The sequence below is a fragment of the Halorubrum pallidum genome (assembly GCF_055380345.1).
Genome location: NZ_AP043945.1, coordinates 821,214 through 832,857 on the forward strand (window position 1 = coordinate 821,214; position 11,644 = coordinate 832,857).

Annotated in this window: 8 protein-coding genes and 1 tRNA gene; 7 read left to right on the forward strand and 2 right to left on the reverse strand. The window is 65.2% G+C overall.

The window, feature by feature from the left end; translation table 11 throughout:
- Positions 1-39 precede the first annotated feature (39 nt).
- From gyrB to ACZ45C_RS05840, 4 genes are all read left to right on the forward strand, one after another.
- The gene (gene gyrB / locus ACZ45C_RS05825; protein ID WP_464374338.1) at positions 40-3,177 is read left to right on the forward strand and encodes a DNA topoisomerase (ATP-hydrolyzing) subunit B; all 3,138 of its coding nucleotides are present in this window, start codon (positions 40-42) and stop codon (positions 3,175-3,177) included.
- Positions 3,174-5,681 (forward strand): DNA gyrase subunit A, encoded by a 2,508-nt coding sequence (gene gyrA, locus ACZ45C_RS05830; RefSeq protein WP_460560264.1) that lies wholly within the window; start codon positions 3,174-3,176, stop codon positions 5,679-5,681. Before gyrB ends, gyrA begins: the two co-directional genes overlap by 4 nt.
- Before the next feature lie 96 nt (positions 5,682-5,777).
- Positions 5,778-6,161, forward strand: a complete 384-nt coding sequence (locus ACZ45C_RS05835) for a hypothetical protein (RefSeq protein WP_460560262.1) — start codon at positions 5,778-5,780, stop codon at positions 6,159-6,161.
- Between the two features lie 51 nt (positions 6,162-6,212).
- A complete protein-coding gene (locus ACZ45C_RS05840; protein ID WP_460560260.1) occupies positions 6,213-8,297 on the forward strand; it encodes an AMP-binding protein in 2,085 nt (694 codons plus the stop codon).
- 27 nt (positions 8,298-8,324) lie between these two features.
- Here ACZ45C_RS05840 and ACZ45C_RS05845 read toward each other — a convergent pair whose 3' ends face one another.
- Entirely contained in the window at positions 8,325-8,792 is a 468-nt protein-coding gene (locus ACZ45C_RS05845) for a redoxin domain-containing protein (protein ID WP_460560258.1), read from the reverse strand.
- 164 nt (positions 8,793-8,956) lie between these two features.
- On the opposite strand from ACZ45C_RS05845, the gene ACZ45C_RS05850 reads away from it, so the two are divergent.
- On the forward strand, positions 8,957-9,226 hold the full coding sequence (locus ACZ45C_RS05850) for a Sec-independent protein translocase subunit TatA/TatB (protein ID WP_460560256.1): 270 nt from the start codon (positions 8,957-8,959) through the stop codon (positions 9,224-9,226).
- 54 nt (positions 9,227-9,280) lie between these two features.
- A tRNA-Arg gene (locus ACZ45C_RS05855) sits at positions 9,281-9,353 on the forward strand.
- Between the two features lie 141 nt (positions 9,354-9,494).
- Here the strand turns inward: ACZ45C_RS05855 and ACZ45C_RS05860 are convergent.
- Positions 9,495-10,643, reverse strand: a complete 1,149-nt coding sequence (locus ACZ45C_RS05860; protein WP_460560254.1) for an acyl-CoA dehydrogenase family protein — start codon at positions 10,641-10,643, stop codon at positions 9,495-9,497.
- A gap of 148 nt (positions 10,644-10,791) precedes the next feature.
- Between ACZ45C_RS05860 and ACZ45C_RS05865 the strand changes: the two genes are divergently transcribed.
- Entirely contained in the window at positions 10,792-11,628 is an 837-nt protein-coding gene (locus ACZ45C_RS05865) for an RIO1 family regulatory kinase/ATPase domain-containing protein (protein WP_460560252.1), read from the forward strand.
- Positions 11,629-11,644 lie beyond the last annotated feature (16 nt).

Here is an 11,644-nt window from a genome sequence, read left to right on the forward strand (position 1 = left end):
GTCCTCGAAGGCCTAGAGGCCGTCCGTAAGCGTCCGGCGATGTACATCGGATCCACGGACGACCGCGGGCTACACCATCTCGTCTACGAGGTCGTCGACAACTCCATCGACGAGGCGCTCGCGGGTCACTGCGAGGAGATAGCGGTCCGGATCCACGACGACGGCTCCGTCTCCGTCACCGACGACGGGCGCGGTATCCCCGTCGACACCCACGAGGAGTACGACCGGCCGGCGCTGGAGGTCATCCTGACCGTCCTCCACGCCGGCGGGAAGTTCGACTCCAAGTCGTACCAAGTCTCCGGCGGCCTCCACGGTGTCGGCGTCAGCGTCGTCAACGCCCTCTCTGAGCGGCTCGAAGTGGAAGTCAAACGCGACGGCGGCGTCTTCCGCCACCGGTTCGCGGGGGGCGAGCCCGCCGAGGACGGCTTCGAACGCGTCCGCGACATGGACGCCGACGAGTCGACCGGCACGCAGATCCGCTTCTGGCCCGACGAGGAGATCTTCGAGACGACCGAGTTCCAGACCTCGACGCTCGAGAACCGGCTGCGCGAGCTCGCCTTTCTCAACTCCGGCGTCAAGATCCGCCTCGTCGACGACCGCGACGACACCGCGGAGACGTTCAAGTACGACGGCGGTATCCGCGAGTTCGTCGCGTACCTCAACGAGACGCGCTCGCCGATCCACGAGGAGGTCATCTACTTCGCAGACGAGAGCGACGGCGTCCACGTCGAGGTCGCGATGCAGGCGACCGAGGAGCTTCAGGGCTCCGTCCACGCGTTCGCGAACAACATCAACACCCGCGAGGGCGGCACCCACCTCACCGGCTTTAAGACCGCCCTCACGCGGACCGTAAACGACTACGCCAACGAGCACGGCCTCGTCGACGACCTCGACGCGAACCTCAAGGGCGAGGACGTCCGCGAGGGGCTCACCGCGGTCATTTCGATCAAACACCCCGACCCGCAGTTCGAGGGGCAGACGAAGACGAAGCTCGGCAACAGCGAGGTCCGCGGCGTCGTCGAGTCCGCGACCCACGAGAAGCTCGGCACCTTCTTCGAGGAGAACCCCGACACCGCAGAGAAGGTCGTCCACAAGGCCGCGGAGGCCGCGCGCGCCCGGAAAGCCGCGAAGAAGGCAGAAGAGCTGACCCGGCGGAAGTCCGCGCTGGAATCGACGGCGCTGCCCGGCAAACTCGCCGACTGTCAGACCCGAGACCCGGAGGAGGCGGAGCTGTTCGTCGTCGAGGGCGACAGTGCGGGAGGCTGCTTTACTGGCGACACGGAAGTTGCACTCGCCTCCGGTCGATCGATCACATTCGAAAATCTGGTTCAGGAGCACGAAGACGGAGAGACGCACTACTGTTACACGGTTGGACCAGACGGCAAGATAGAGATCCAGCAGGTGACGAATCCTCGGGTCACGAAACGCGACGCGAACCTCGTTCGGGTCACCCTCGATAACGGCGAGACGATACGGTGTACACCTGATCACGAGTTCATGCTCAGAGATGGGAGCTACTGTGAAGCACAACAGCTCGAAGACGGACAGTCACTCATGCCGCTGTACCGCAAGACGTCGGATACCGACGACGAGAATATCACCATTGACGGCTATGAGATGGTGAAACAGCCGATAATGCGGGACTTCTGGGAATTCACCCACCTCCTCGCGGATCGGCACAATCTGGAACGCGGTCGGTACGACGAGGGTGACGGAGAGCACAAACATCATATCGACTTCGACAAGCGAAACAACCGTCCAGACAATATCCAGCGTCTTCCACAAGACGAGCATCTGCAGATACACCGCGAGCATGCGGAGCGAACGTTGCACACAGAGGAGGTCTTTGCGAAGCTTCGGGAACTCAAACAGAGCGAGGAATTCCGCGAGAAGATGAGCGAGCGCATGCAGCGAGAGGAGACCGCGGAAATCCTCCGCGAGCAGGCGAAAGAGCAGTGGGAAGACGAAGAGTACCGTGAGGAGATGCGAGACGCGTGGCGAGAGTACTACGATACGCATCCTGAGTACAGAGAGCGTGTGCGTGAGCGTCTCACCGAGGAAGCCCGGAAGTACTGGGCAGACGAGTCACACCGCGAGGAGCAGTCCCAGCGGGTCGAGGAGTATTACAAAAACAACCCGGAAGCAGTCGAAAAGCGCCGGGAAGAGGCGAATAAACAGTGGGTAGACGAGGAGCTACGCGAGTGGCGGAGCAAGAAGACGGAAGAGCAGTGGGACGAGGAGTTCAGAGAACAGCGTATGGAGGCGTACAACCAGACCTACTTCGAGCACACGATTCCGTTCATGAAGGAGGTTCTCGAAGACGAGGGGGACCTAGAGAACTACGACGAGCGGAGACAGGCAGAGGGCGGACCGAACACCCTCACGAAATCAACAACGATAGAGAAGTTCTTCGAGGACGAAACGGCACTGATCGAGGCCGTAGAGACACACAACCACTCGGTCGCGTCTGTGGAACCACTCGACGAGACCGAAGACGTGTACGATCTCGAAGTTCCCGGAACCCACAACTTCGCGCTCGAATCAGGGATGTTCGTTCACAATAGTGCCAAGCAGGGCCGAAACCGCGAGAATCAGGCGATCCTCCCGCTCAAGGGCAAGATCCTCAACGTCGAGAAACACCGCCTCGACCGCATCTTAGAGAACGACGAGATCCGCGCGCTGATCACCGCGATCGGCGCGGGGATCGGCGAGGAGTTCGACATCGAGGACGTGCGGTACAACAAGATAATCATCATGACGGATGCCGACGTCGACGGGGCGCACATCAGAACGCTCCTCCTCACCCTCCTGTACCGTCACATGAAGCCCCTCTTGGAGGCGGGCTACGTGTACGCGGCTCAACCCCCGCTGTACCGCGTCCGCTACCGCGGCGAGACGTACGACGCGATGACGGAGGCGGAGCGCGACCGGATCGTCGCAGAGGAGTGCGACGGAAACCCGACGCAGGTCCAGCGGTTCAAGGGGCTCGGCGAGATGAACCCCGACCAGCTGTGGGACACAACGATGGATCCGGAGAACCGCCGGCTCAAGCGGATCAACATCGACGACGCCGCCGCGGCGGACCGCATGTTCAACATCCTGATGGGTGACGCGGTCGAGCCGCGAAAACAGTTCATCAAAGAGCACGCGACTGAGGCGGAGTGGGTGGACATATGAGCTCCGACGCCCCCGACGTCGACGCCGCCGACGTTCGCGCCGCGCAGGTGACGAACGCACGCATCGAAGACGAGATGGAGCAGTCGTACATCGACTACGCGATGTCGGTGATCGCGGGCCGGGCGCTCCCGGACGTCCGCGACGGGCTCAAGCCGGTTCACCGCCGCATCCTCTACGCGATGCACGAGGCGGGCGTCACGAGCAACTCCGCACACCGCAAGTCCTCCTCCGTCGTCGGCGAGACGATGGGCGATTACCACCCGCACGGCGACAGCGCCATCTACGACACGCTCGCGCGGATGGCACAGGACTTCTCGATGCGGTACCCACTCGTCGACGGGCAGGGTAACTTCGGCTCCGTCGACGGCGACCCGCCGGCCGCGATGCGGTACACGGAGGCGCGGATGTCGCCGATCGCGGAGGAGCTTCTGGCCGACATAGAGCGCGACACGGTGGATTTCTCCGCCAACTACGACGACCGTCTCGAGGAGCCGGAGGTGTTACCGTCGGCGTTCCCGAACCTGCTCGTCAACGGCTCGTCAGGGATCGCGGTGGGGATGTCGACGAACATCCCGCCGCACAACCTCGGCGAGGTGATCGACGCCACGGTCGCGCTCATCGAGAACCCCGACTGCACCGTCGAGGACCTGATGGAACACGTCAAGGGACCGGACTTCCCGACCGGCGCGAACATCGTCGGCCGGAACGCGGTCCACGAAGCGTACAAGACGGGTCGCGGTCGCGTCCGCGTCCGCGCCGAGTTCGAGGTCGACGAGGAGGAGGGGCGGATCGTCATCTCGGAGCTCCCCTTCCAGCAGAACAAGTCGCGGCTCGTCGAGCGCATCGCCGAGGATGTCAACGAGGGCGCGATAGAGGGGATCCGCGATCTCCGCGACGAGTCCGACCGCGACGGGATCCGCGTCGTGGTCGACCTCAAGCGCGACGCGATGGCCGAGGTCGTCAAAAACCAGCTGCTGGAGAGTCACCTCGAACGGACGTTCGGCGTCATCAACCTCGCCTTGGTCGACGGCTCGCCGCAGGTCTTAGATCTCAAGGAGACGCTCGAACACTACGTCGAGCACCGCCGTGACGTGATACGGCGGCGCTCGGAGCACGAACTCGCGGAGCGCGAGGACCGCGCACACATCCTCGAAGGGCGGCTGAAGGCGCTCGACAACGTCGACAGCGTGGTCGAGACCATTCAGGACTCCGACGACCGTGACGCCGCGAAGGCGGCCCTTGAGGCCGACTACGAGTTCTCTGAGGCGCAGGCCGAACACATCGTCCGGATGCAGCTCGGGTCGCTCACCTCGATGGAGACCCAGGAGATCGAATCGGAGTACGAGGACGTCGTCGCTCGGATCGAGCGGCTGGAGTCGATTCTCGCTGACCCCGACGAACTCGATCAGGTGATCGTCGACGAGCTGGCGGAGATCAAAGACGAGTACGACGACGAGCGTCGCACCAGCTTCATCGAGGACGTGGGCGACGTGACTCACGAGGACCTTATCCCCGAGGAGGAGTGCGTCGTCGTGATGAGCGAAGACGACTACATCAAGCGGATGCCGCTCGACACGTTCCGAGCACAGAACCGCGGCGGGAAGGGGATCATCGGCACCGGCCTCAAGGAGGGCGACCGCGTCTCCTCCGTATTCGCCGCCAACTCCCACGATTACCTCCTCGTCTTCACCAACCGCGGACAGATCTACGAGCTGAAGACGTACGAGATCCCGGAGATGTCTCGGACCGCGCGCGGGAAGTCCGCGGTGAACCTCCTCGATCTCGGCGACGGCGAGGAGATCGAAGCGGTCGTCAACACGGAGGATCTCGATGACGACGAGTTCCTCACGATGGTCACCCGCGACGGCTACATCAAGCGGACCGCAGTCACCGAGTTCGGCAACATCATGTCGACGGGTATCCGCGCGATCCGACTGGAGGACGGCGACGAGTTGGTCGACGTCGAGGTGACCGGCGGCGACACCGACATCGTCATCGGGAGCCGGCACGGGATGGCGATCCGGTTCGACGAGTCGGAGGCGCGCGCGATGGGCCGCACCGCTCGCGGCGTGATCGGCATCGACCTCCGCGAGGGCGACGCGGTGGCGGGCGTCGCGGCCATCGACGAGGCGTATCACAACTGGGTTCTCACCGTCACCGAGAACGGGTACGGGAAGCGCTCCGACCTCGACGAGTATCGCCTCCAGTCCCGCAACGGGAAGGGACTGATCGACATCAAGACCGGCGACCGCAATGGCGAGGTCGTCGCGATCGAGGCGGTCACCCACGGCGACCACCTGATCGCGATGAGCGGCGAGGGCCAGATCATGCGGACCCGCGTCGAGGAGATCTCGACGGTGAGCCGCAACACGAAGGGCGTCATCGTGATGAACCTCGATCCGGACGACGAGGTCGCCTCCGTCGACATCGTGCCCGAATCGGCGTACTCCGACGCGGAGCCCGTCGCGGACGACGCTGGGATCGTCGACGGCGACTCCGAGTAGTCCCGCCCGACGCCGCTTTCTGACCGAATTTCTCTCCGCCTCGATGCACCGGCACAGCGGGTGCAAGTTAAAGTTCCGTGGCGACGAGCAGGCCGTATGAACCGACGCCGACTCCTCGTCGCCGGTGGCACAGCCCTCCTCGTCGCGACGGCGGGTTGTCTCGGATCGGGGAGAGACGACTCCGGACGGCTCGACCTGACGGTGCAAAACGACGGCGACGAGGCGCTCGACGTTACGGTCGCGGTGCGCGGCGACGACGGGACGACGCACGCCGAGGAGACGGAGCGGGTCGACCCCGGCGTCGCCCGCGCGTTCGAGACGACGGTCGGAGCCACGGGCCGCCACGAGGTCGTCGTGACGGGCGACGACTGGGAGGGGCGACTCGCGTGGGACGCCGACCGCTGTGCCCTGTACGACGGAACCGTCGCCGTCGACGCCGGAACCGTCTCGGTCGCCGGCGAGTGCGTCGATCCGAGGTAGCTGAACCTTCAGGAAAGTTACTTATAGTCACCGCGAAAACGGCCGGACGAGATGGACGAGTACGCGGGGACAGACGAGGTCGTCCACCGACCGACCGAGGCGTTCGCCGAGTCGACGAACGTCGCCGCGTTCATGCGCGAGTACGGTATCGACGACTACGAGGAGCTGATCGCTCGGACCACCTCCTCAGTCGAGGGTGAACCGGCCTCCGGCGTCGACTGGTTCTGGGACGAGATCACTGAGTACCTCAACATCGATTTTTATACGGAGTACGACGCGGTCCGAGATGACGCCGACGGCCCGCAGTTCACCGACTGGTACCCCGGCGGTGAGATCAACGTCGCGCACAACGTCGTCGACCGCTACGCCGCGGTCGACTCGCCGGCTCGCAATAAAATTGCGCTGATCTGGGAGGGAGAGCCCGGGGATGTCCGAGAGATCACCTTTTACGAGCTGGGCCGGCAGACCGACCGCGTCGCCAACTACTTGGAGTCGGTCGGGGTCGAGACCGGCGACACGGTCGGACTCTACATGCCGATGGTGCCCGAGGTCGTCGCGATCCTCTACGGCTGTCTGAAAGTCGGTGCGATCGCGGTGCCGATATTCTCCGGGTTCGGCACGGAGGCGACGGCGACCCGGATCGCCGACGCGGAGCCGTCCGTTCTGTTCACGGCCGACGGCTTCTACCGCCGAGGGAGCGAGGTGCGGCTGAAGGCGACCGCCGACGAGGCGATCGACGCGGCGGGCCACGTCGAACACGCGGTGGTGTACGACCGGCTAGGCGCGACGCCGGTCGGTGATCCGGACTCTCCGCCCGGCAACGCCACGGATCCGGTCTCATGGATCCCCGACCGCGACGTGGCGTGGTCCGATGCGATCGCCGCACAGCCGACCACCTACGAAACGAAGCGGCTCCCGAGCGATCAGGAGTCCATGCTGCTGTACTCCTCGGGGACCACCGGCGAGCCGAAGGGAATCGTCCACACTCACGCCGGCGTCCTGACCCAGTGTGCCAAGGAGATCCACTTCGGGTTCGACCAGCAGCCCGCGGACCGGTTCTTCTGGGTGTCCGACATCGGCTGGATGATGGGGCCGTGGACGCTGATCGGCAACCACGCCTTCGGCGGGACGGTGGTGATGTACGAGGGCGCGCCCGACTACCCGGAGCCTGACCGCCTCTGGGAACTGATCGACCGCCACGGCGTCACGCAGTTCGGCATCTCTCCGACCGCGATCCGCTCGCTCCGCAAACAGGGCAGCCGTCAGCCGGCGTCTGACGAGACATCCGACTCCGATGGAGTCGGAGACGACGACTGGGTCGCGGACCACGACCTCTCTAGCCTCCGCATCCTCGGCTCGACCGGCGAGCCGTGGGACCCGGAGTCGTGGCGCTGGTTCTACGACGCGGTTGGTGGCGGCGAGTGTCCGATTATCAACATCTCCGGTGGCACGGAGATCTGCGGCTGTTTCCTGATGCCGATGCCGAACCAGCCGCTCAAACCCTGCACGCTCGGCGGGCCGGGGCTCGGGATGGACGTCGACATCGTCGACGAGGCCGGCGAGTCGGTCCGCGAGGACCACGAGCGGGGGTTCCTCGTCGCTCGCGACTCCTGTCCGTCGATGACGAAGTCTCTCTGGTCGGGCGACGAGCGCTACGTGGCGGAGTACTGGTCGACGTGGCCGGACCTATGGGACCACGGCGACTTCGCGCAGAAAGACGCGGACGGGTTCTGGTTCCTCCACGGCCGCGCCGACGACGCCCTGAACGTCGCCGGTCGGAAGGTCGGACCTGCCGAGATCGAAGGGGTGCTCATCGACCACGACGCGGTGAACCAGGCGGCCGCCGTGGGCGTCCCCGACGACACGACCGGTACCGCCGTCGTCGCCTACGTCGTGCTGGAACCGGGTGTCGAGCCGACGGACGACCTCCGCGGGGACCTGTCCGATCTCGTCGCCGCCGAGCACGGGCGGCCGTTCCGGCCACGCGAACTACTGTTCGTCGAGGCGTTCCCGAAGACGCAGTCGGGGAAGATCATCCGTCGGGCGATGGCCTCGGTGTACCGCGGTGAGGACCCCGGTGATCTCTCGTCGATGGAGAACCCGGAGGCGCTGGAGGGGCTCCGAGACCCGGCGTGACGCACGCTCGACGGCGAGACGTGCCGACTACGACGCCGATTCGACCGCCTCCGCGACCTCGTCGTAGTCGGGCTCTTGGCCTGAGTGCTCCGCGAGCCACCGGTAGGTCACGACGCCGTCGGTGTCGATCACGAAGATGGCCCGCCGTGCGACCGTGTCGACGCCGTAGCGTTCGAACTCCTCGATCACGTCGTACGCCTCGATGGCGCGGTGATCGGGGTCGCCGACGAGCGCGAACGGCAAGTCGTACTGCACGCGGTAGGCTTCGAGCGCATGCGGGAGGTCGGTGCTCACGCCGAGGAGCGTGCAGCCGTCGTGGTCGAACTCGTCGCGGAACGCCTCCATCTCGTCGGTGCAGGTGTTCGAGAAGGCGGCCGGGAAAAAGGCGAGCACGAACGGCTCGTCACCGAGATGATCGGACAGCTCGAACGATTCGATGTCGCCGTCTACGATCGAAGCGTCGAACGTCGGGGCGTCGTCACCGATGTCTGGCATACCGTCCGATCGCCCGCGGGACGTATCACGGTTTCGGCGCGTACCGCGTCGACTCGGCGGTCAGTCACGAGGGTCAATTCGACTGTGCGTCCGCCGCTCCCGCGCGTCCCGCGTTCGTCGAGGCAAAAAGACTATAGTCGCCAGAGAGCTACGCCCGTGTAGAGATGGCAAGCGCGATTCCACTGATCGGCGGCATTCCGGCGGGGCCGGAGCTCCTCATCATCCTGCTCGTCTTGGTCCTCCTGTTCGGGGCGAACAAGATTCCGAAACTCGCACGGTCCACCGGACAGGCGATGGGTGAGTTCAAGAAGGGCCGCGAAGAGGTCGAAGACGAACTGAGTCAGATGCAAGGCGACGACGACGAGACGGACTCGACGCTCGACGACGACGAGGAGTTCGAGGATCTCGACACGGACAAAGAGACGAGCACGTAACCCCGCTTCGTGCCGCTGACCGGTTTCCGGATGCGACGTTTTCTCACGCAATTCGGGCGCGTGGCCTAGCGGACAGGGCGAGAGGTTCCTAACCTCTCGATCGCGGGTTCGAATCCCGCCGTGCCCGCTCCTTCGTTTCGCTCAGTCGCGCGCACGACTGACCCCCGCTATCTACGAACGACGTGAGCAGTAGCGGGTCGAGTGATTCGAACCCTATCGGTCGCGTACAGCGAGCATTAGCGAGCGAACACGATTGACCCCCGCTCGCTCACAGACCGAGTTCGCGCCCGATCACGACGTGCTGGATCTCGCTCGTTCCCTCGCCGATCTCCATCAGCTTCGCGTCGCGGTAGAACCGCTGTGGCGCGAAGTCGGTGGTGTAACCGTAGCCACCGAGCGTCTGGACCGCTTCTTCTGCCACCTCGCGGGCGGCCTCGCTGGCGTCGAGCTTCGCGAGCGCGGACTCCCGCGTCACGTTTTCGCCCGCGTCGTACCGCGTCGCGGCTCTGTGCGTGAGCAGGCGCGCGCGCTCTGTCTGTCGATGCATGTGGACGATCTTGTCGCGGATCGCGTCGAACTTCGCGATCGGTTTCCCGAACTGCTCACGCTCGCCGGCGTACTCCTTTGCGGCTTCGTACGCTCCCTGCGCGAGTCCCACCGAGAGCGCGGCGATGGATATCCGGCCGCCGTCGAGCGTCTTCATCGTCTGGGTCCATCCTTCGCCCTCGTCGCCGAGCAGCCGATCCGCCGGAATCCGAACGTCGTCGAGGCGGATCTCGCATGTCGGCGAGCAGTTGAGCCCCATCTTGTCCCAGACGGTCGTCACCTCGAACCCGTCGTCCGCGAGCGGGTCGACGATGAACGTCGAGATGCCGTCGTAGCCGGCATCGGGGTCGGTGACCGCCTTCACCAGTACCGAGTCCGCGACGGTCGCGTTCGTGATGAACTGTTTGGTGCCGTTGAGGACGTACTCGTCCGCGTCGGCGTCGTAGGCGGCGCTCGTCTCCATGTTCGACGCGTCGGAGCCGCTCCCCGGCTCGGTGAGCGCCCACGCTCCGAGCCCGTCGCCCTCGGCGAGCGGACGGAGCCACGTCTCCTTTTGGGCGTCGGTGCCGAACAGCTCGATCGGCTTCGCACCGAGTGACGTGTGCGCCGCAAAGGAGAGGCCGATCCCGCCGGAGACGCGACCCAGCTCCTCGGTGACCACGGCGTACGTGAGCTGGTCGCCGCCGAGTCCGCCGTACTCTTCGGAGACGGGGATGCCCATCATATCGAGATCGGCGAGCGCGTCGAACACCTCCGCGGGAAAGCGGTGTTCGTCCTCGATATCTTGGGCGATAGGGCGGATCTCGGACTCGCAGAACTCCCGGACCGTGTCTCGTATCATCCGGTGTTCCGCGGATAGATCGAACTCCATACATGAGAGTCGCTGGCACGGACCATAAACAGTACGAACGACCGTGAACAATACTACGGACACTGCCACCCTGCGCACGCAGCGACCACCGAACGTCCCTGTCGCGTGACGGTGTCACTTATCCGTCGTCGTCGCGTTTCGTTGCGGTATGGAACTCCGGCAGCTCGTTCGCGGCCGCGTCGACTGGCCCGACATCGAGCGGGTCGTCAGCGAGTTGGCGGACCGGTACGACCGCGACGAGATGCGAGTGCGCTTCCTCGACGCCGACAACTGGCTGTCGACGCCGATGGTCGTCGACGACGACCTGTTCGTGAAGGTGATCACGCGGCAGAACACGCTGGTCCACACCCTCTTTACCACCGGGCGGAACCTCGGGGCCTTCTCGGCGGGGACCGAAGGGTTCTTCGAGCGCCACGAAACCCCCTACGAGATGGCTCGCCACGAACTCGACGCCACTCGGAAGGTGCGAGAACTCGGCGTGAACGCGCCGGAACCGGTCGAGGCGTTCTCGGTCGGCGACCTCGGCGTGCTCGTGTTGGAGTACCTCCCCGACTTTCGGCCCCTCGACGATCTCGACCGCGATGCCGTCGCCGCGCTCGCGCCGTCGCTTTTCGAGACGCTCCGGACGGTTCACGACGCCGGACTCGCACACGGGGACCTCCGCGCCGAGAACGTGCTCGTGTGCGACGGTGACCTCTACGTCATCGACGCGACGAACGTGAGCGGCGACGGCCGCGAGTCGGCGCGCTCGTACGACTTGGCGAGCGCGCTGGCCGCCCTCGAACCGCTCGTCGGCGCGCCCGCGGCCGTCGACGCCGCGCTCGCGAGCTACTCGACCGCGGAACTGCTCGCCGCGCGCCGGTTCCTCGATTTCGTCGCCATCCGTCCCGATCACGACTTCGACGCCGCGGCGCTGAACGGGGAACTGGAGAAGCGAGCGACCGCGACCGACGCGAAAGGCGACGCGGCCGTTACCGAGGAGTAGTCCGGTATCGCGGTCG

Excerpts from the sequence above, each read along its gene's own strand:
- ACZ45C_RS05850 (WP_460560256.1), top strand. The coding sequence starts at position 8,957 with ATGGCAAGCGCGATTCCACTGATCGGCGGCATTCCGGCGGGGCCGGAG.
- ACZ45C_RS05845 (WP_460560258.1), bottom strand. The coding sequence starts at position 8,792 with ATGCCAGACATCGGTGACGACGCCCCGACGTTCGACGCTTCGATCGTA.
- ACZ45C_RS05865 (WP_460560252.1), top strand. The coding sequence starts at position 10,792 with ATGGAACTCCGGCAGCTCGTTCGCGGCCGCGTCGACTGGCCCGACATC.
- gyrA (WP_460560264.1), top strand. The coding sequence starts at position 3,174 with ATGAGCTCCGACGCCCCCGACGTCGACGCCGCCGACGTTCGCGCCGCG.
- gyrB (WP_464374338.1), top strand. The coding sequence starts at position 40 with ATGTACATCGGATCCACGGACGACCGCGGGCTACACCATCTCGTCTAC.
- ACZ45C_RS05860 (WP_460560254.1), bottom strand. The coding sequence starts at position 10,643 with ATGGAGTTCGATCTATCCGCGGAACACCGGATGATACGAGACACGGTC.
- ACZ45C_RS05835 (WP_460560262.1), top strand. The coding sequence starts at position 5,778 with ATGAACCGACGCCGACTCCTCGTCGCCGGTGGCACAGCCCTCCTCGTC.
- ACZ45C_RS05840 (WP_460560260.1), top strand. The coding sequence starts at position 6,213 with ATGGACGAGTACGCGGGGACAGACGAGGTCGTCCACCGACCGACCGAG.